Origin of the sequence: Caulobacter sp. 602-1, from assembly GCF_003931565.1 — a bacterium.
GTDB lineage: Bacteria > Pseudomonadota > Alphaproteobacteria > Caulobacterales > Caulobacteraceae > Caulobacter.
This window is the reverse complement of sequence record NZ_RRYI01000001.1, coordinates 998,163-1,016,581: the sequence shown is the minus strand read 5'-3', so window position 1 is coordinate 1,016,581 and position 18,419 is coordinate 998,163. Positions and strand designations below refer to the sequence as shown.

Genomic DNA, 18,419 nt, shown 5'->3' with positions numbered 1-18,419 from the left:
TTCCGATGCAGCGCCGCGCCTTTGTCGTCACGGGGGCCGCCCTGGGCCTGATGGCCCTGCTCGCCGCCTGTTCGCCAGCCAGCAAGGAGACGGCCGCCCCGGCCGGCGAGACCAAGCTGAAGCTGGCCACCGACTGGCGGGCCGAGGCCGAGCTCGGCGGCTACTACCAGGCCCTGGCGACCGGCGAATACAAGAAGCGCGGTCTAGACGTGACCCTGATCCAGGGCGGCCCGGCGGTGAACGTGCCCCAGCTCCTGGCCACCGGCGCGGTCGACGTCGGCGTCGGCTCCAACAGCTACGTGGTCATGAACCTGATCAAGGAGAACGCGCCGGTGAAGGCGGTGGCGGCCTTCATGCAGAAGGACCCGTGGTCGCTGATCGCCCACCCCGACCAGGGCGTGAACAGCATCGCCGACATCAAGGGCCATCCGGTCCTGCTGTCCGACGCCTCGATCACCGGCTACTGGGCCTGGCTGAAGGCCAAGTACGGCTTCACCGACGACCAGGTCCGCAAGTACAACTATTCCACCGCGCCATTCCTGGCCGACAAGCGCGTGGTCCAGCAGGGCTATGTGACCAGCGAGCCCTACCTCATCGAGAAGGAAGGCAAGGTCAAACCCAAGGTCTTCCTGCTGGCCGACAGCGGCTATCCGGCCTACGGCTCGATGGCCCTGGTCAATGACAGCCTGATCGCCAGCAACCCGGCGGCCGTGCGGGCCTTCGTCGAGGCCACGGCGGCGGGCTGGAAGTCCTACCTCTACGGCGATCCCAAGCCGGGCGACGCGGCGATCCTGAAGGACAATCCGGAGATGACCCAGGACGTCCTCGACCAGGCCCGCGACAAGATGCGGTCGTACGGCGTGATCAGCGCCAACAATGGTCAAGGCGACATAGGCCTGATGACCGACGAGCGGTGGAGCGCGTTCTTCAAGGACGCCATGGCGCAGGGCGTCTATCCGAAGGACGGGCACTTCAAGAAGGCCTACACGCTGCAATTCCTGCCCAAGGGCCAATGAGCGATCCGGTCGCCCGCCTTTCCGGCGCCGAGGTCGACTATGCGCGGGGCCGCGCCCTGGGACCGCTCGACCTGGCGCTCGCAGCCGGCGAGATCGTCGCCCTGGTCGGACCGTCCGGCTGCGGCAAGTCCACCGCCCTGCGGCTGCTGGCGGGTCTCGAGGCGCCGACGCGCGGAACCGTGACCCGCGCCGCCGGCAAGGGTGAAACCTCGGTCGTCTTCCAGTCGCACACCCTGGCGCCGTGGCTGTCGGCGCGGGACAATGTCGCCCTGCCGCTGGAGCTGGCCGGGATGAACAAGGCCGCCGCCCGCGTCGCCGCCGAGGGCGCGCTGGACCAGGTCGGCCTGGGCGCCGCGCTCGCCGCCCGTCCCGCCCAGCTGTCCGGCGGCATGGCCATGCGCGCGTCGCTGGCCCGCGCCCTGGTCACCCGTCCGCGCCTGCTGCTGCTGGACGAGCCCTTCGCCGCCCTTGACGAGATCACCCGCCGAGCCCTGGCCGACGACGTGCTGGCCCTGGCCGCCGAGCTGAAGCCCGCCGTCGTCTTCGTGACCCACAATGTCGAGGAAGCCGTCTACATGGCGCGCCGCGTCGTGGTCATGACCCCCGGCCCCGGCCGCATCGCCGGCGAGATCGCCATCGACGGCCCTGTCGTCCGTCCGCCCGGTTTCCGCACCACCGAGGCGTTCCGCGCCGCGGCCGAAGCCGTCTCGACCCTGCTGGCGCAAGCGACGGAGCGCGCGGCGTGAAGCGCGTCCTCGCCCCCGCGATCCTGATCGCCGTCCTGCTGGGCGGCTGGGAGATCGCCTGCCGCGCCCTGGCCGTGCCGCCCTACCTGCTGCCCACGCCCAGCGCCATCGCCCACGCCTTCGCCGAGTCCTGGCCGCTGCTGCTGGGTTCCGCCTGGGCGACGCTATCCACCGCCCTGCTGGCCCTGGTCATCGCCAGTCTGGTCGCCTGCGCCCTGGCCCTGGCGGTCAGCCTGAACAGCCTGCTTGAAGACGCCGTCCGGCCGATCGCGGTCACCCTGCAGGTGACGCCACTGGTGGCCATCGCGCCGCTGGTGACCATCTGGGCCGGTATCGACCATCCCGAGCGCGCGGTGATCGGCCTGGCCGCCGTGGTCGCCTTCTTCCCGATCTTCTCCGGCGTCCTGGCGGGGCTCAAGGCGGTCGATCCCGACCTGGCCCGCCTGTTCGACCTCTATGGCGCCTCGCCCTGGCAGCGCCTAGTCCGCCTGCGCCTGCCGTCGGCCGTACCGGCCTTGCTGGAAGGTCATAAGGTCGCGGCCGGCCTGGCCATCATCGGCGCCGTCGTGGCCGAGTTCGTGGCCGGCTCCGGCGGGGCCCAGGGCCTCGCCTGGCGGATCCTGGAGGCCTATAATCGGCTGCAGACGGCCAAGGTCTTCGCCGCTCTGGCGTCGCTGGCCGTACTGGGCGTCGTCCTGAACGCGGTGATGGAGGCGATCGAGCGTCGGCTTCTGAACGCCTGGCGCGGGCGTTAGCCCAAGATTAAGCGACACGACTTACGACAGGTGTTCGATAGACGTCTTTCGGACCGGTCCATGCGCGCCGCCCTCCTCATCGCCGCCCTCGCCTGCGCCCCTCTGGCGTGCGCGAGCGCGTATGCGGAGACTGGCAAGGAAAGCCGCTATGGTCCCGCCCCCGAGCGCGCGCCCACGCCGGTGAACGGCCGGGCGCCTGGCTACACCGGCTCGACCTATGGCGGCCGCGCCCTGGGCTGGAGCGGCAAGCGCGAGATCGTCGCCCCTCAGGCTCAGACCGCCGCCCAGGTTCAGCCCTGGTGGGCTCGCCAGGCGCCTCAAGCGCCGCAGGCTCAGCGTCCGCCGACGGCGCGCGCCGCCTATCAGCCGCCCCAGGCTCCGCAAGCCCCCGGCGCCGCCCTGCCGCAGAACATCTATGACGCGCCCGCGCCCCGCGCCGCGCCGGTTCCGGTCGCCTATGCAGCGCCGACCGCGCCTGGCCAGACTCAACCCGCGCCGCAATTCCGCGACGGCCAGATCGGCGCCCGCACCTATTCCGTCGGCCGCCAGTTCGGCATGGCCCCCGACCCCATCCCCGCCGCCGGTCCGCCGCGCATGGTCCTGATCACCGCTCCGCCGGCGCTAGACGAGGACAAGCCACGCGAAGACGGCGCCGGCGATTGGTCGGCCAAGCCCGAGAAGGACAACAGCCAGTAATGCAGTCGTCCCGCCTCCACGACCTGATCACGCTCGCCAACGAGCCCTCGAGCGTCAAGCGCAGGGAGCTGCTGCGCGGCGTCACGGACATGTTCTTCGCCGGCGAGGGCCACAACGCCGTCGAGATGAGCCTGTTCGACGACGTCATGAGCCAGCTGGCCGGCGAGATGGAAGAGGCGGTCAAGGTCGAGCTGGCTCAGCGCCTCGGCGAAGCTCCGGCCCCGCCGCGCGGCCTGTCGCGCGCCCTGGCCTCGGATTCGATCGCCGTCGCCGCTCCGATCCTGCGCAACTCCAGCGCCCTGACCGACGAGGACCTGCTGCACGTGGCCCGCACCCAGGGTCAGGACCACCTGCGGGCCATCTCGCAGCGTCCCAGCGTGTCCAGCGTGGTGTCGGACGCCATCGTCGCGCGCGGCGATGACGACACCCTGGGCGTCCTGCTGCGCAACGAGGGCGCGGTGCTGTCGCGCGAGGCGCACGAGACCGTCGTCGACCGCGCCGCCGCCAACCCGTCGCTGCACGAGGCGGTCATCGACCGCAACAGCCTGCCGGTCGACCTGCTGAACGAGATGTACTTCATGGTCGAGGCGCGCCTGCGCGACCGGATCATGGAAAAGAACGCCGGCGTCGATCCCGCCATGCTGGAAGCCGCCCTGACGGCTGGCCGCAAGCGCGTCGCGGTCGAGGACGGCGCCCTGCCGGCCGACTTCGCCGAAGCCGAGAAGGAATTCCGCACCCTGCGGGCCAAGGCGCAGATTTCGCCGCAGATCCTGGCCAACATGCTGCGGGCCAAGCGCACGACCCTGTTCCTGGTGGCCTTGGCGGACATGGCCGACGTCGACTTCCACACCGCCCGCAAGATCCTGGAGCGGCGCGAGATGGACGCCCTGTCGGTGATCTGCAAGGCGGCAGACTTCGACCGCTCGCTGTTCCTGACCTTCGCCCTGCTGATCCTCGAGCCGACCGACGACGTGATGCTGAAAGCTAAGTCGTACGGCGAGCTCTACGCCGCCCTGCCCCGCGAGTCGGCCCTGCGCACGATCCGCTTCTGGCGCCTGCGCCGCACCACGGGCGACGTCGCCGCCGCTTAGGGCGGCCGCCCACACGACTCCGCCTAGAGCATTAAGGCGAAAACCGGCCGCTCGCGCGCCTTGCGTGCGCCATGTCCGACGGCCAAGGTGCCGCCCTCTTCTTCTCCTGCCCTGGATTCTCGATGATCAGCGCTTCGCGCTTGGCGCTCGTCGCCGCCGCCGGCCTCTCGCTCGCCGCCTGCTCGCATCTTCCCAAGCCTTCCATCCCGTTCATGAACAAGGACGGAGCCGACAAGCCGGCCGCCGCCGCGTCCGCGCCCAGGATCGCCGAGGCTCCGCCGCTGACCGGCCCCAAGATCAGCGATCTGAAGCCGGGCCAGTGGGCTCAGGCCCTGTCCGACGTCGCGCCCGATCCGTCCTGGCGCTTCGGCGCGCTGCCGAACGGCATGCGCTACGCCATCCGCAAGAACGCCACTCCGCCCGGCCAGGCCTCGGTGCGCCTGTGGTTCGACGCCGGCTCGATGATGGAGGCCGACGACCAGCAGGGCCTGGCCCACTTCCTGGAGCACATGGCGTTCAACGGTTCGAAGAACGTGCCCGAGGGCGACATGGTCAAGATCCTGGAGCGCCATGGCCTGGCCTTCGGCGCCGACACCAACGCCCAGACCAACTTCGACGAGACCGCCTATCAGCTGGACCTGCCCAAGGCCGATGACGAAACGGTCGACACCTCGCTGATGCTGCTGCGCGAGGCCGCCGGCGAGCTGACCATCGCCCCCGACGCGGTCGATCGGGAGCGGGGCGTGGTGCTGTCGGAACAGCGCAATCGCAATACGCCCGGCTATCGCGTCGCCATCGCCACCCTGTCGGCGCAGATGGAAGGCCAGCTGCCGCCCAAGCGGATCCCGATCGGCAAGACCGAGATCCTGAAGACCGCTCCGGCCCAGCGCATCCGCGACTTCTACGAGGCCTATTATCGTCCAGAGCGGGCTGTGCTGGTGGCGGTCGGCGACTTCGACGTCGACGCCATGGAAGCCAAGATCAAGGCCAAGTTCGGCGACTGGGTCGGCAAGGGACAGCCCGGCAAGAACCCCGACATCGGCGCGGTGGCCAAGCGCGGCCCGACCGCCAAGCTGATCGTCGAGACCGGCGCGCCCTGGTCGGTGCAGATGACCTGGATGCGCAAGCCAGACGGCCTGATCGAAACCAAGGCGCTCGACGAGCGCGACATGATCGAGAACCTGGCTTTCGCGGTGATCAATCGACGCCTGCAGGCCGTCGGGCGCTCGGCCGAGCCGCCGTTCATCGCCGGCGGCGCCTTCAAGGGCGACCAGTACGGCGCGGTGCGGGTGACGACCCTTGGCGCCACCGCCCAGCCCAATCGTTGGCGCGAGGCGATGAGCGCGCTCGACGCCGAGCAGCGTCGCGCCGTGCAGTACGGCGTACGCCAGGACGAGCTGGACCGCGAGATCGCCACCTTGCGCGCCAGCCTGGTCGCCGCCGCGGCCGGCGAGGCCACCCAGCGCACGCCCGCCCTGGCCAACCAGCTGCTCAACACTCTGGGCGACGCCGAGGTCATCACCTCTCCCAGCCAGAACCTGGCCTTCTTCGACGAGCTGGTGAAGGGCCTGACCGCCGAGCGGGTCAATGCCGTGCTGAAGAGCGCCTTCGTCGGCTCGGGTCCGCTGATCGTCATCGCCGCGCCCGGCAATATCGACGGCGGCGAACCGACGATCCTCAAGGCCTATGACGAGCTGAAGAGCCAGCCCGTAACCCCGCCGGCCGCGCCCGGCGTCAGCCTCTGGCCCTATTCCAGCTTCGGCCCCAGCGGCAAGGTCGTCGAGCAGAAGGACGTCACCGATCTGGACGCCGTCTTCGTGCGCTTCGAGAACGGCGTGCGCCTGACGGTGAAGCCGACCAAGTTCCGCGACGACCAGATCGTGGTAAAGGTCCGCGCCGGCCATGGCCTGCTGGACATGCCGTCCGACGCCCAGAGCCCGCTCTGGTCGGCCAGCGCCTTCATCGAGGGCGGCCTCAAGCAGATCAGCGCCTCGGACATGGAACGCGTGCTGACCGGCAAGATCTGGAACGCCTCGCTGGGCGTCGAGGACGACGCCTTCTCGCTGAGCGGCCGCACGCGGCCCGAGGACCTGGCGACCGAGCTGCAGGTGCTGGCGGCCTACGCCGCCGAGCCCGGCTGGCGCCCTGAAGCCTTCAGCCGCGTCAAGACCGCCTACGGCACGATCCACGATCAGCTGGAAAGCACCACGGGCGGCGTCCTCAGCCGCGACCTGGGCGGGCTGATGCACGGCGGCGACAAGCGCTGGACCTTCCCCTCCCGCGAACAGATCGCCAGCGCGTCGCTGGAGCAACTGAAGGCCACCGTCGCCAACCCGTTGGCCCAGGGCGACCTGGAGATCGTCATCGTTGGCGACACCACGGTCGACAAGGCCATCACCGCCGTCGCCGACACCTTTGGCGCCCTGCCCAAGCGTCCGGGCGAGCCGCCGCTGGCCGGGGCGGACAAGGCGCCCTTCCCCGCGCCGTCGGCCGAACCGGTGATCCGCACCCACAAGGGCCGTCCCGACCAGGCGGCCCTGTTCATGGTCTGGCGTACGGACGACCTGTTCTCGAACCTGCAGCGCTCGCGCGACGTCTCCATCCTCAGTCAGGTCATGCAACTGCGGCTGATCGACGAACTGCGCGAGAAACAGGGCGCGACCTACTCGCCCAACGCCTCGGCCACGGCCAATGTCACCTTCAAGAACTGGGGCTATCTGGCCGTCAGCCTGGAGGTTCCGCCCGAGAAGCTGGACAGCGTGGTGGCCTCGATCCGCAAGATCGCGGCCGACCTGCGCGACAAGCCGGTCAGCCCCGACGAACTGGAGCGGGCCAAGAAGCCGCGTATCGACCAGATCGAGAAGGCTCGCGTGACCAACGAGTACTGGGTCGGCGCGCTCTCGGGCGCTCAGGAAGACCCGCGCCTGCTGGACGCCACCCGCTCGGTGCTGGCGGGCCTGTCCCACGTCACCCCGGCCGACGTGCAGAAGGCCGCCAGGACCTATCTCGGCGACGACCAGTCGTGGCTGCTGCTGGTCAAGCCGGAAGCCGGCGCCGCGGCGGCGAAGTAGGGACCAACAAAAAGGCCCTCCCGAGCGGGAGGGCCTTTTCCGTTCTGGCTCGCGAGCGGCCTAGTACACCACCCCGCCAACCCCGCCATCCAGGCTGAAGCTGGTCGTCAGGGTCTGGCGCTCCTGCACCGTTTCCTCGCGGTAGGCGGTGTAGGTCTCGGTGGTGATGATCGTCAGGATCTTCACCCCGGCGCCGAAGCGGCGCAGCAGCGAGCGTTCGTTGCAGTCGCGGGCCGGCGCCTGCGGGCGGCACGAGATGCTGGCCTGCCCCTGGGCCGCGCCCGGGACGTGATACAGCGCCTCGTTCTTCTGGCAGATGAAGGTCTGGCCGGCGCCGCCGGTCGAGATATCGATCTGACCCGTATAGTCGGCGATCACGTACTGCATGCGCGAGCCGGCGATGCAGCGATAGAGCTCGCCATTGTAGCTGTCGTCGATGTCGCGATCGGGGGTGACCTGTGAGGCCGGGTGCGGGATGTCGCGGTCGTCCAGGCAGACGGCGCGGATGATCACGCGGCGCGTCCGGGTGCGGGTGGCTTCATAGGCCTGGCGACGGCGGGCTTCGCCCCCCTCGACGTTCAGGCCCTGGATGTAGCCGCTGGCCATCGGGCCGGAATAGTAACCGCCGTGACCGCCGCCGCCATAATAGTTCACCGTGCCTGCGGCCGAGCCGGCCAGGGAGCCGGCGCCGGCCCCCGAGCTGGCGCCCGAATTGGCCACCGCCGAGGCGCTGGAGTTGGCGTTCACGATCACTGTCGCGCCGATGTTCACATTGACGCCGGGAATATTGACGTGGTGACCGCCCCCGCCGCAGCAGCCGGTCGGCGGCGCGGGCGGCTTGGGCGGAGCCGGCGGCGGAGAGCAGCAGGTCGGCGGCGGCGGACAGCCCGTGGTGCACGCCATCGCGATGCCGCCGATCGTCACGCCGCCAAGCAGCACGCTCAGGCCGATCAGCAGTCCGCGCAGGTTCAGTTTCGGCGCCTTCATCGGGCGGTTCCCTTCACATCGGGTCGTTCCGCTTTTGGTTAAGCAAGAATCGGGCCGGACCCGCCGCTCCGCCTGGATTGCGCCAGAATGGGACGGTCGAGCCCTTGGCCCGGTTCTCCCAGCAAGCCTCGTGCGGCCGAAAACAGCCGTGAGTGACCCGCCAGGGGACGACGATGTTCCATCCAAGCACGGAACGGTTGATAGACTATTGGCGAGACAAAAAGGGTGAATCCGCCCTGCCCCGCCGCGCCGACATCAATCCGGGCGAATTCCTGGAGCTTCTGCCGCAGGTGTTCGTGCTGGGTCGCGACGGCGGCAAGCTGCCGTTCCGCCTGGCCGGCGGCTTCGTCACCGAGCTGCACGCCCGCGACCTGCGCGGCCAGGACGCCCTGTCGCTATGGGCTCTCGCCCACAGACTGGAACTGAAGAGCGCCCTGGACGTCGCGCGCAAGCGCCGCACGCCGGTGGTGGTCACCGCCGATATCCGCGCCCATGGCGTGCCGAGCGTGGGCATGGAGGTGCTGTTCGCGCCGCTTCAGGGCGCTTCGGGCGAAACCGACCGGTTCCTGGGCCTCTACCAGCCGATCGCCATGATGGCCCGCTTGATGGGCCGCCCCGCCCATGAGCTCGGCATTCGCGAGATCAAGCCGCTGGGCGACGGCAACGCGGACATGCCGCGTCTGCGGCTGGCGACGCTAGACGGGCGGCGGATCGCCTAACCCCCAAGGTTAGAGACGGCCCGCTTCATCCAGCCTCCGCCACACCTCGCCCGGCAATTCCAGCCGGGCGGCCGCCATCAGTTCGTCCAGCTGCACGACCGAGGTCGCGCTGGCGATCGGCGCGGTGATCACCGGATGGGCCGTGATCCAGGCCAGGGCGATCTGGGCCTGGGAGGCGCCCACCTCGGCCGCCGCGTCATCCAGCGCCGCCAGCACCGCCCGCCCCTTGTCGTTCCAGTAGTCGCGGAGGATCGTCCGCCCCCGCGCCTTGCCTTCGAAGTCGGCCTCGGCGCGGTACTTGCCACTGAGAAAGCCGGCGCCGAGGCCGTAGTACGGGATGACGCCCACGCCCTCCGCCTGGGTCAGCTCGGCCATCGCGCCCTCGACCTGTTCGCGGTCGACCAGGTTGAATTTTGGCTGAAGGGTCTCGTAGCGCGCCAGGCCCTTGGCCTTGGAGATCTCGAGACTGCCCCGCAGGCGCTCGACCGAGAAGTTGGAGGCGCCGACCGCCCGAACCTTGCCCGCCTTCACCAGGCGATCGAAGGCCTCCAGCGTCTCATCGATCGCCGTGCCGGCGTCGTCCTGATGGGACTGGTAGAGGTCGATATAGTCGGTCCGCAGCCGCTTGAGCGAACCTTCGACCGCCGCCGCGATATTGGCGGCCGACAGACCCGGCTGCTTGGGCCACATGGCCACCTTGGTCAGGATCAGCACTTTGTCGCGCTTGCCGCTCGCCTGCAGCCAGCGACCGATCACGCTCTCGGACTCGCCGCCCTCGTGGCCCGGGACCCAGGCCGAATAGACATCGGCCGTGTCGACGGCGTTGAAGCCGCCGTCGACGAAGGCGTCCAGCAGCCGGTGCGAGGTCGCCTCGTCCGCCGTCCAGCCGAACACGTTGCCGCCGAACACCAGCGGCGCGGTCGAAAGGCCGGAGCGGCCGAGCGGACGGTGGCGCATGGGACTTCCTCTACTCGGCGGCCACGGCGCGGCCGTCCTCGAACACCGGAACGTCCAGCGGCGCGAGCAAGGTCCTGCCCCGCAGCAGGTCGGCCGCCCGCTCGGCGATCATGATGGTCGGGGCGTTGGTGTTGCCGCCGACCAGGGTCGGCATGACCGAGGCGTCGATGACCCGCAGGCCTTGCAGGCCCTGCACGCGCAGCTGGTCGTCGACCACCGCCAGAGGATCGCCGGCGACGCCCATGCGGCAGGTGCCGACCGGGTGGTAGATCGTCTCGGCCTTGGCGCGGATCCAGGCGTCGAGGTCGGCGTCGCTGCGGACATCCGCGCCCGGCGCGTACTCGGCGTCACGATAGGGATCGAAGGCGGCCTGGGCCACCGTCTCGCGGGCGATGCGTACGCCCTCGCGGATGGCCCGACGGTCTTCGTCCGTGGCCAGATAGTTGGCCAGGATGGTGGGATCGTCGAACGGATCGGCCGAGCGCAGCCCGATCTTGCCGCGGCTCTCGGGGCGCAGCTGGCAGACGTGCAGGGTGAAGCCGTCCTTCTCGACCACGACCTTGCCGTGATCCTGCATGATCGCCAGCACGCCGTGGATCTGCAGGTCGGGGCGGTCGAGGTCGGGTCGCGACTTCAGGAACGCGCCGCTCTCGAGAAACTGCTGCCGCCCGAGACCCTTGCCGAAGAACATGTAGCCGAGGCCGACGCCCAGCTTGTTCAGGCCCTTGTTGGCCGAATAGGCGGTCTTGAGGTTCTTGGCCGTCCACGAGACGCAGACATCCAGGTGGTCCTGCAGGTTGCCGCCGACGCCCTTGGATTCATGGACCACGGCGATTCCGTGAGCCTTCAGGTCGTCCGGCGCGCCGATGCCCGACAGCTGCAGGATGTGCGGCGACTGCACCGCGCCGGCGCTGAGCAGAACCTCGGCGTCGGCATGGGCGGTCTTCTTCTCGGCGGCCTTGCCGACCACATAGTCGACTCCGACCGCGCGACCCTTCTCGACGATGATCCGGGTCGTGCGGGCCTCGGTCACGACGGTCAGGTTCGGACGCGCCAGGGCCTGGTTCAGATAGGCCATGGCCGCGCTCCAGCGCTGGCCGTCGCGGATGGTCAGGTCGTAGGGCCCGAAGCCCTCCTGCTGGAAGCCGTTGAAGTCCTTGGTGGTCTTGTGGCCCGCCTGCCGGCCGGCCTCGATCAGGGTCGAATAGAAGGGGCTGTCGCTCTCGCCCTTCGAGACATACAGCGGCCCCTTGTCGCCGTGATAGGCGTCGCCGCCGGCGTGGTGGGTCTCAGAGCGCTTGAAGTAAGGCAGCACCTCTTCATACGACCAGCCCGACAGGCCCATCTGCCGCCACTGGTCGTAGTCGCGCGCATGGCCGCGGATATAGATCATGCCGTTGATGGCCGAGCTGCCGCCCAGGCCCTTGCCGCGCGGCCACCAGAGTTTGCGATTGTCCAGATGGGGCTCGGCCTCGGTCCAGAAGCCCCAGTTCTGCTCACCCTTGGCCTTGATCAGCTCGCCCACGCCGGCCGGCATCTTGACCAGGATGGAGGTGTTCTTGCCGCCGGCCTCCAACAGCAGGACCTTGACGCCGGGGTCCTCGGTCAGACGCGCCGCGAGCACGCAGCCGGCCGAGCCGGCGCCGATGATGACGTAATCATAGCGTTCGCTGGCCATGCCCCGACGCCCTCCCTGGAAGGTTATCATTGTTAAGCCAGAGAGTGATCCGGGATCGGTCACAGCGCAAGGTTCCCTCACGTCGTGAAGGGAAAACGCGAGTTATACGTTCCCCCTCAACCCGAACCGCGCTACATACTACCTGAAGTCGAAACGGAGGCGGGCTCGCCCGCGCCGTCTCGCCACGCGGATGGACTTCGCGCGGCGGGCCCTCCTCGTGCTCACCCGCGCGAGGAGGGGGAGCGCCGCATCGCATCCCCCAAGCAGCATGCGGCGCTCCCTGACCTCTCCAGGCTACTCGGCCACCACCTTCAGATCGCGGACATAGCGCTTCCAGTTCTCGACATAGTGGAGGGCCGAGCCCTGCAGGATCATGGTGTGGTGTTCGCTGACCTCGCGCACCACCTTGCCCGGCGCCCCCATGACCATCGAGTTGTCCGGGATCTCCTTGCCCTCGGTGATCAGGGCGCCGGCGCCGATCAGGCAGTTCTTCCCGATCCTGGCCCCGTTCAGCACCACCGCCCCGATCCCGATCAGCGAGCCGTCGCCGATCGTGCAGCCGTGCAGCATCACCATGTGACCGATGGTCACGTTGGCGCCGATGGTCAGAGGAACGCCAGCATCCGTGTGAAGAACAGAGCCGTCCTGGACATTGCTGTTCTCGCCGATCGTGATGGGATCGTTGTCCCCGCGCACCACCGAGCCCCACCAGATACTGGCGTTCTTCTTGAGAATCACATTGCCCATCACGCTGGCCGTTGGGGCGATCCAGTATTCGCCTTGCGGGGGAAGCGTCGGCGTCGTGGCGCCCAGGGAATAGACAGTCATCCGTATGCCTCGTTTTCTTGCGCGCCATTTTCCGGTTAACCCCCCGGAAACCATAATGCGGCATTGTAGTTGGGCGATTCGAGAGGGAACATTCCTCCAGCGGGGATGATTCTTATCTCGTACGGGTCGGGGGCGACCACCGCCATCGGCCCACCCGCTGACGAAGAAGGTGTCGCATTTGGCGTTCCGGCGTACAGCACCGCCTATCGGAAGCCCCTCCGGGCCGCCTCGCCGCGCACGCGACTTCGTCTCCATCATCCAGCTCACCGACAAGGACGACGCCTTTTGGCCTCGTCCTTTTTTATTGCCCTCATGGAGGCTTTGATGACCAAGCGAGCCCTGAAGCGGATGGCGCGCGAAGGCGCGTATGAGACCGGCCAATATGGTGATGACGCCAAGGTGCGCCGCCTGCCGGTGGATGTTCGCGACCGGGGGAACAGCTGGAATCCCTTGGGGCATGATGGCGCGCCAAACAATCCGGAGCGCGATCAGAGCTACTTGAAAACCATAAAACCAAAATCACCAGGCCAGGCGCAGTTGATGGAAGCCATCGACGAGAAGAATCTGGTCATGGCCCTGGGTCCGGCCGGCACCGGCAAGACCTACATCGCCATCTCCAAGGCCGTGGAGGCCCTGGAAGCGGGCCGCGTCGGCCGCATCGTGCTGTCGCGCCCCGCCGTCGAGGCCGGGGAGTCGATCGGCTACCTGCCGGGCGACATGGAGGACAAGCTGGCCCCCTATCTGCGCCCGCTCTACGACGCCCTGACCGACCGCCTGTCGGTCAAGCGCATGCGGGCTCTGATGGCCGAGGGCGCGATCGAGATCGCCCCGGTCGGCTTCATGCGCGGCCGCACTCTGAACAACGCCTTCGTGGTCATCGACGAGGCCCAGAACTGCACCTACATGCAGCTGAAGATGCTGCTGACGCGGCTGGGCTGGAGCTCGACCATGGTCGTCACCGGCGACCCGAACCAGTCGGACCTGCTGCCCGGCATCTCGGGCCTGGCCGATGTCGCCGCGCGGTTCGAGGCGGTCGACAACATCGCCGTCGTCCGTCTGGCCGACCGCGACATCGTCCGTCATCCGCTGGTCGCGGAGATGCTGGGCGTCCTCTAGCGCTTCGTTAGAACAACCATCCCCTGGGGCCCTCGTTTCGATCCGAAACGGGGGCCTTTGGGCCTTCATGGCCCCAAATCCGAGCTTGAGTTGCGGGCGGTCGGACGTGCAAGGTCCGCCGTCTTAACTTTTCCGGACTCGTTCATGGCCGACCCCGTAGCGCCGCGCACAGAATTGACCCTGCGAGGGGTCCTCCTCGGCGTCCTGATCACCCTCGTCTTCACCGCCGCCCAGGTCTATCTGGGCTTAAAGGTCGGCCTGACCTTCGCCACCTCGATCCCCGCCGCCGTCATCTCGATGGCCCTGCTGCGGGCGTTCAAGACGGCGACCATCCAAGAAAACAACATCGTCCAGACGATCGCCTCGGCGGCGGGCACGCTGTCGTCGGTGATCTTCGTGCTGCCGGGCCTGCTGATGATCGGCTGGTGGGCGCATGTTCCGTTCCTGCCCACCTTCGGCGCCTGCGCCGTCGGCGGCATCCTGGGTGTGATGTACACCATCCCCCTGCGCCGGGCCCTGGTCACCAACTCCAACCTCCCCTACCCCGAAGGCGTCGCCGCCGCCGAGGTGCTGAAGGTCGGCACCGGTTCGCGCGAAGGCGCTGCGGAGGGCAAGGCCGGCCTGGTCGCCGTCGCCCTGGGCACTCTGGCCTCGGCCGCCTTCGGCGCCCTGGCCGCCGCCAAGATCTTCGCCGCCGAAGTGGCCGGCTACTTCAAGGCCGGGGCCGGCGCGACGGGCCTGGGCGCCTCCAGCTCGCTGGCCCTTATGGGCGCGGGCCACCTGATGGGCATCACGGTCGGCATCGCCATGTTCGCGGGCCTGGCCATCGCCTGGGGCGTGCTCGTCCCGATCATGACCACGCTCCACCAGATCCCCGGCGCTGACGCGGCCACCCACGCCCTGACCGTCTGGAAGACCGAGGTGCGCTTCATGGGCGCCGGCGTCATCGGCGCGGCGGCCATCTGGACCCTCGGCAAGCTGGCCGCCCCGATCTGGAGCGGCCTGGTCTCGTCGCTGGACGCCGGCAAGGCCCGCAAGGCCGGCGGCGTCATTCCCCGCATCGAGCAGGACATCCCGATCACCATCGTCGGCCTGATCTCGTTGCTGTTGCTGGCCCCGGCCGGCTGGTTCCTGGCCCACTTCCTGGTCGGCGGCCCGATCGCCCACCTGACGGTCCCCCTGGTCGCCATCGGCATCGGCTATGTGCTGATCGCCGGCCTGCTGGCCGCCGCCGTCTGCGGCTACATGGCCGGCCTGATCGGCTCGTCCAATAGCCCCGTCTCGGGCATCGCCATCCTGACGGTGCTGGGCGCCTCGCTGATGGTCGGCGCGGTCGGCCGCGGCGTCATCGGCCCGGACGTCACCAAGGCCCTGGTCGCCTTCGCCCTCTATGTCACCACCGTCGTCCTCGCCGTGGCCGTGGTCGCCAACGACAACCTGCAGGACCTGAAGACCGGCCAACTGGTCGACGCCACCCCGTGGAAGCAGCAGGTCGGCCTGATCATCGGCGTCATCTCCGGCGCGGTGGTCATCCCGTTCGTACTGGAGCTGCTGAACCTGTCGAACGGCTTCGCCGGCGCCCCGAACCTGAACGCCATCGCCAATGACCCGCTGGCCGCGCCCCAGGCCACCCTGATCTCGACCCTGGCCAAGGGCGTGCTGGGCGGCGACCTGAACTGGAGCCTGCTGGGCGTCGGCGCCCTTATCGGCCTGGCCCTGGTCGCCGTCGACGAGACCCTGCGCAAGACCTCGGCCGGCCGCTACAGCCTGCCGGCCCTGGGCGTGGGCCTGGCCATCTATCTGCCCAGCACGGTCACCGCCCCCGTCGTCGTCGGCGCCGTGGTCGGCTGGATCTACGACAAGCTGGTCGACAAAGACCGCACCGGCGAGGCCGCCAAGCGCCTGGGCGTGCTGGTCGCCTCGGGCTTCATCGTCGGCGAGAGCCTGTTCAATGTCGCCCTGGCCGGCCTGATCGTCGGGACCGGCAAGGGCGAGCCTCTCGCCCTGTCGTTCGCGCCGTCCGAGCACATCGGCATGATCCTGTCCCTGGTCGCCGCGGCGGTCGTGGTGTTCGGGCTCTATAACTGGGCGCGCGGCGCGGCCAGGAAGACGGCCGAGGCGTAAGGCCCATGGCGCTGAGGGTCTGGGGCCGCCGCTCCTCCTTCAATGTCCAGAAGGTGTTGTGGCTGGTGGGGGAGCTTGGTCTTCCCCACCAGCACCTCTCCGCCGGCGGCGACCACGGCGGACTCGACGACCCCGACTTTCTGAAAATGAATCCGCATGGACGGGTCCCGGTCATCGACGACGACGGCGTGGTCGTATGGGAGTCCCACGCCATTCTCCGCTATCTCGCCGCGCGATACGGCGGCTCGACCTGGTGGTCGCAAGCGCCCGCCGAGCGCGCCGAGGCCGATGGCTGGATGGATTGGGCCCAGACCGCCTTGCAGCGTGATTTCCTAACCGGCGTGTTCTGGGGCTGGTACCGGACGCCGGAAGCCCAGCGGGATGAGCTGGCGATCCTGGCCGCCCTCGCCGCCTGTGCTCGGCATTTCAAACTGCTCGACAAGGTGCTGGCCGACCGACCGTTCCTGGGAGGCGCGACGCCGAGCCTGGCGGACATCCCGGCCGGAACGCACCTCTACCGCTACTACGCGCTGGAGATCGATCGGCCGAAGACGCCGAACGTCGAGGCCTGGTACGCGCGACTTCGCGAGCGGCCAGCCTATCGCGAGCACGTCATGATCCCGTTCGACGAGATGAAGGGCCGGCTAGCCTATTAGGCCGCCGCCAGGATCGTGAACATCACCTCGGCCCGCCCCCGATAGCCCAGCGACTCATAGAGCCCGATAGCCGTGGCGTTATCGGCGTAGCTGTGCAGGAAGGCCTTCTCTCCCGTCGCCAGGATCGTGGCCGTCACCTCGCGCAGCAGGCGCGCGGCGTAGCCCTTGCCGCGATGGTCGGGATGGACGCACACGCCGCTGGCCTCGGTATAGCCGTCGGGCCGCATCCGCTGGCCGGCCATGGCGACCAACTGCCCGTCAACCCGCACCCCGATGAAGTCGCCCAGCTGATGGGTGCGCGAGAAGAACGGGCCGGGCTTGGTCAGGGTGGCCAGGGCCAGCATCTCGGCGGCGTCGGCGTCGCCCAGCGGCAGCATGTCGAAGTCCACATCCCATGCCGGCGCGACGCGCTCGGCGACCATCTGCAGGCACGGCGCGCTGGAGACGATCCGCGTCCCGGGCGGCGGCGATGGCGTGGTCGGTTCAACGAGGCCGACGGTCCCCATCTCGCGGACGAGCGCGCCCAGGTCGGCCAGACTTTCGGGGCTGTCGTCCAGCGTGCCGGCGAACAGGCCGAAGTCGGGATGCATCCGGATCGCGCCGCCGCGCTGGACGGCCAGATGCTTCTGGCGGCCGGTCAGGGTGGAGACGACGGGGCGATCCAGGACATGGGCGAGGACGTTGGCGGTCATGCGTCCATTCAAGCGCGACAACAGGACGATCCGCCGCGCGGCCCCAAGGCAGCTCTGGCCAGAGGCGCGCGGCGGCCAGAGAGGCTTAGTCCAGGTCTTCGGCCAGGATGGCCATTTCGAACATGAACGAGCCGTCCTCGTCCTCGTCCTGGAAGAGCACGCCGATGAACTCGCCAGCGACTTCGACCTCGGCCGAGTCCTTCTGCTTGGGGCGCGGCTTCACGGCGATGTGCGGGTTGCCGAAGGTGCGCTTCAGGTGCTTTTCGAGCTTGGCGATGTCGTTGGCGTCCACGGGGGGCCTCTTGTTCTAGCTGTGCGCCCGGGAGCGCGTTGTCGGGGCGAAACTAGCGTCCGGGGCGTGGGGCGCAAGCGCTTCCGGCGGATGAGGTGTGGACGCTCCTTCGGACAGCAGCCAGTCGCGAAAAAGGACGGCCTCGTCGGTGGCTCCATCGGGCGGCGTGACGGCCACGATCTTGGCCCGGCCGGGGGTGAAACCGAGCGGCGCCACGAGGCGTCCGCTGGCCAGATCGCGCTGCACGAAGGCCCACGGCCCGATAGCCACGCCCATGCCGGCGGCGGCGGCTTCCAGCATGTAGAAATAGTGATCGAACTCCTGCTCGCTGACGGGCGGCGGCAGGTCGGCGACCTCTAAATTGCGCGCCCAGTCCGACCAGCTTTCCGGGAAGGTGCGGGTCAACAGGCGCGGCAGGGCGCAGACCTGCTCCAGAGTCATCGGCGTCTTGGCCAGTTCCGGCGCCATCACTGGCCCATGGAAGTGCTCCATGAACGGCGTCACCACCGCGTCGTAGGTCACCACAGTGTCGGGCGAGCGCATGCGAATGGCCAGATCGACGCCATCGCCCTTGAAGTCGAACGGCCCGTTGGACTCCGCGACTCGGACCGGGATGTCCGGATGCGCCGCCTGGAAGCCGGGCAGCCGCGGGATCAGCCACTTCATGGCGAAGGTGGGCAGGCAGGAGACCACCAGGGGCTGGGGTCCCACCGGCTCCGGGCGAGGTACGGCGGCCTCGATCTGGTCGAAGGCCGGCGACAGGGCCTGGGCCAGCCTCAGCCCGGCCTGGGTCATGCGCAGGCGGGTGCGCGGGCCTTCGGTCAGGGCGACGCCCAGATGCTCTTCCAATTGGCGAATCTGGCGGCTGACCGCGCCGTGAGTCACGCACAGCTCATCGGCGGCCAGGGTCATGCGCCCATGGCGGCCGAACGCCTCGAAGGCGCGCAGGGCGTTGAGCGAGGGCAGCTGTCGGCGGGCCATGTGATTAAACCTCA

The 18,419-nt window shown here is 68.9% G+C and carries 17 protein-coding genes; 10 read left to right on the top strand and 7 right to left on the bottom strand.

Going from position 1 to position 18,419, the window contains the following annotated elements; all coding sequences use genetic code 11:
* Window positions 1–5: 5 nt before the first annotated feature.
* The 6 genes from EIK80_RS04750 (at window position 6) to EIK80_RS04725 (ending at window position 7,375) form a co-directional block, all read left to right on the top strand.
* The gene (locus tag EIK80_RS04750) at window positions 6–1,016 is read left to right on the top strand and encodes an ABC transporter substrate-binding protein (RefSeq protein ID WP_125155792.1); all 1,011 of its coding nucleotides are present in this window, start codon (window positions 6–8) and stop codon (window positions 1,014–1,016) included.
* The gene (locus EIK80_RS04745; protein WP_125155791.1) at window positions 1,013–1,762 is read left to right on the top strand and encodes an ABC transporter ATP-binding protein; all 750 of its coding nucleotides are present in this window, start codon (window positions 1,013–1,015) and stop codon (window positions 1,760–1,762) included. The genes EIK80_RS04750 and EIK80_RS04745 overlap by 4 nt, the downstream gene beginning before the upstream one ends.
* Entirely contained in the window at window positions 1,759–2,517 is a 759-nt protein-coding gene (locus EIK80_RS04740; RefSeq protein ID WP_125155790.1) for an ABC transporter permease, read from the top strand. The genes EIK80_RS04745 and EIK80_RS04740 overlap by 4 nt, the downstream gene beginning before the upstream one ends.
* 60 nt (window positions 2,518–2,577) lie before the next feature.
* Window positions 2,578–3,213 carry a hypothetical protein gene (locus EIK80_RS04735; protein WP_125155789.1) on the top strand — a complete coding sequence of 212 codons (636 nt, stop codon included), beginning with the start codon at window positions 2,578–2,580 and terminating at the stop codon, window positions 3,211–3,213.
* Window positions 3,213–4,304, top strand: a complete 1,092-nt coding sequence (locus EIK80_RS04730; RefSeq protein ID WP_125155788.1) for a DUF2336 domain-containing protein — start codon at window positions 3,213–3,215, stop codon at window positions 4,302–4,304. The genes EIK80_RS04735 and EIK80_RS04730 overlap by 1 nt, the downstream gene beginning before the upstream one ends.
* Window positions 4,305–4,426: 122 nt before the next feature.
* Window positions 4,427–7,375, top strand: coding sequence for a pitrilysin family protein (locus EIK80_RS04725; RefSeq protein ID WP_125155787.1), 2,949 nt, complete (start codon window positions 4,427–4,429; stop codon window positions 7,373–7,375).
* 60 nt (window positions 7,376–7,435) lie between these two features.
* Here EIK80_RS04725 and EIK80_RS04720 read toward each other — a convergent pair whose 3' ends face one another.
* Window positions 7,436–8,362 carry a hypothetical protein gene (locus tag EIK80_RS04720; RefSeq protein WP_125155786.1) on the bottom strand — a complete coding sequence of 309 codons (927 nt, stop codon included), beginning with the start codon at window positions 8,360–8,362 and terminating at the stop codon, window positions 7,436–7,438.
* Window positions 8,363–8,535: 173 nt separating this feature from the next.
* Between EIK80_RS04720 and EIK80_RS04715 the strand changes: the two genes are divergently transcribed.
* Entirely contained in the window at window positions 8,536–9,081 is a 546-nt protein-coding gene (locus tag EIK80_RS04715) for a PAS domain-containing protein (protein WP_125155785.1), read from the top strand.
* A gap of 9 nt (window positions 9,082–9,090) precedes the next feature.
* Here EIK80_RS04715 and EIK80_RS04710 read toward each other — a convergent pair whose 3' ends face one another.
* From EIK80_RS04710 to EIK80_RS04700, 3 genes are all read right to left on the bottom strand, one after another.
* The gene (locus EIK80_RS04710) at window positions 9,091–10,038 is read right to left on the bottom strand and encodes an aldo/keto reductase (RefSeq protein ID WP_125155784.1); all 948 of its coding nucleotides are present in this window, start codon (window positions 10,036–10,038) and stop codon (window positions 9,091–9,093) included.
* A gap of 10 nt (window positions 10,039–10,048) precedes the next feature.
* Window positions 10,049–11,716, bottom strand: coding sequence for a choline dehydrogenase (locus EIK80_RS04705; RefSeq protein ID WP_125155783.1), 1,668 nt, complete (start codon window positions 11,714–11,716; stop codon window positions 10,049–10,051).
* 294 nt (window positions 11,717–12,010) lie between these two features.
* The gene (locus tag EIK80_RS04700; RefSeq protein ID WP_125155782.1) at window positions 12,011–12,544 is read right to left on the bottom strand and encodes a gamma carbonic anhydrase family protein; all 534 of its coding nucleotides are present in this window, start codon (window positions 12,542–12,544) and stop codon (window positions 12,011–12,013) included.
* A gap of 312 nt (window positions 12,545–12,856) precedes the next feature.
* On the opposite strand from EIK80_RS04700, the gene EIK80_RS04695 reads away from it, so the two are divergent.
* From EIK80_RS04695 to EIK80_RS04685, 3 genes are all read left to right on the top strand, one after another.
* Window positions 12,857–13,660: a PhoH family protein gene (locus tag EIK80_RS04695; RefSeq protein ID WP_125155781.1), complete on the top strand. Its 804-nt coding sequence runs from the start codon at window positions 12,857–12,859 to the stop codon at window positions 13,658–13,660.
* A gap of 144 nt (window positions 13,661–13,804) precedes the next feature.
* Entirely contained in the window at window positions 13,805–15,784 is a 1,980-nt protein-coding gene (locus tag EIK80_RS04690; RefSeq protein WP_125155780.1) for an OPT family oligopeptide transporter, read from the top strand.
* 5 nt (window positions 15,785–15,789) lie between these two features.
* Window positions 15,790–16,440, top strand: a complete 651-nt coding sequence (locus tag EIK80_RS04685; protein WP_125155779.1) for a glutathione S-transferase family protein — start codon at window positions 15,790–15,792, stop codon at window positions 16,438–16,440.
* Here the strand turns inward: EIK80_RS04685 and EIK80_RS04680 are convergent.
* The 3 genes from EIK80_RS04680 to EIK80_RS04670 all read right to left on the bottom strand — a co-directional run bounded on the left by EIK80_RS04680 (window position 16,437) and on the right by EIK80_RS04670 (window position 18,405).
* Window positions 16,437–17,132 carry a GNAT family N-acetyltransferase gene (locus EIK80_RS04680; RefSeq protein ID WP_125155778.1) on the bottom strand — a complete coding sequence of 232 codons (696 nt, stop codon included), beginning with the start codon at window positions 17,130–17,132 and terminating at the stop codon, window positions 16,437–16,439. The two genes, EIK80_RS04685 and EIK80_RS04680, sit on opposite strands and share 4 nt — an antisense overlap.
* Window positions 17,133–17,217: 85 nt before the next feature.
* Entirely contained in the window at window positions 17,218–17,424 is a 207-nt protein-coding gene (locus EIK80_RS04675; RefSeq protein WP_099576144.1) for a DUF3126 family protein, read from the bottom strand.
* A gap of 15 nt (window positions 17,425–17,439) precedes the next feature.
* Window positions 17,440–18,405: a LysR substrate-binding domain-containing protein gene (locus tag EIK80_RS04670; RefSeq protein ID WP_125155777.1), complete on the bottom strand. Its 966-nt coding sequence runs from the start codon at window positions 18,403–18,405 to the stop codon at window positions 17,440–17,442.
* Between the last annotated feature and the right edge of the window lie 14 nt (window positions 18,406–18,419).

Coding starts and splice junctions, on each gene's coding strand:
- EIK80_RS04695 (WP_125155781.1), top strand. CDS start 12,857: ATGGAGGCTTTGATGACCAAGCGAGCCCTGAAGCGGATGGCGCGCGAA.
- EIK80_RS04705 (WP_125155783.1), bottom strand. CDS start 11,716: ATGGCCAGCGAACGCTATGATTACGTCATCATCGGCGCCGGCTCGGCC.
- EIK80_RS04720 (WP_125155786.1), bottom strand. CDS start 8,362: ATGAAGGCGCCGAAACTGAACCTGCGCGGACTGCTGATCGGCCTGAGC.
- EIK80_RS04680 (WP_125155778.1), bottom strand. CDS start 17,132: ATGACCGCCAACGTCCTCGCCCATGTCCTGGATCGCCCCGTCGTCTCC.
- EIK80_RS04730 (WP_125155788.1), top strand. CDS start 3,213: ATGCAGTCGTCCCGCCTCCACGACCTGATCACGCTCGCCAACGAGCCC.
- EIK80_RS04725 (WP_125155787.1), top strand. CDS start 4,427: ATGATCAGCGCTTCGCGCTTGGCGCTCGTCGCCGCCGCCGGCCTCTCG.
- EIK80_RS04700 (WP_125155782.1), bottom strand. CDS start 12,544: ATGACTGTCTATTCCCTGGGCGCCACGACGCCGACGCTTCCCCCGCAA.
- EIK80_RS04715 (WP_125155785.1), top strand. CDS start 8,536: ATGTTCCATCCAAGCACGGAACGGTTGATAGACTATTGGCGAGACAAA.
- EIK80_RS04690 (WP_125155780.1), top strand. CDS start 13,805: ATGGCCGACCCCGTAGCGCCGCGCACAGAATTGACCCTGCGAGGGGTC.
- EIK80_RS04745 (WP_125155791.1), top strand. CDS start 1,013: ATGAGCGATCCGGTCGCCCGCCTTTCCGGCGCCGAGGTCGACTATGCG.
- EIK80_RS04750 (WP_125155792.1), top strand. CDS start 6: ATGCAGCGCCGCGCCTTTGTCGTCACGGGGGCCGCCCTGGGCCTGATG.
- EIK80_RS04670 (WP_125155777.1), bottom strand. CDS start 18,405: ATGGCCCGCCGACAGCTGCCCTCGCTCAACGCCCTGCGCGCCTTCGAG.
- EIK80_RS04735 (WP_125155789.1), top strand. CDS start 2,578: ATGCGCGCCGCCCTCCTCATCGCCGCCCTCGCCTGCGCCCCTCTGGCG.
- EIK80_RS04685 (WP_125155779.1), top strand. CDS start 15,790: ATGGCGCTGAGGGTCTGGGGCCGCCGCTCCTCCTTCAATGTCCAGAAG.
- EIK80_RS04710 (WP_125155784.1), bottom strand. CDS start 10,038: ATGCGCCACCGTCCGCTCGGCCGCTCCGGCCTTTCGACCGCGCCGCTG.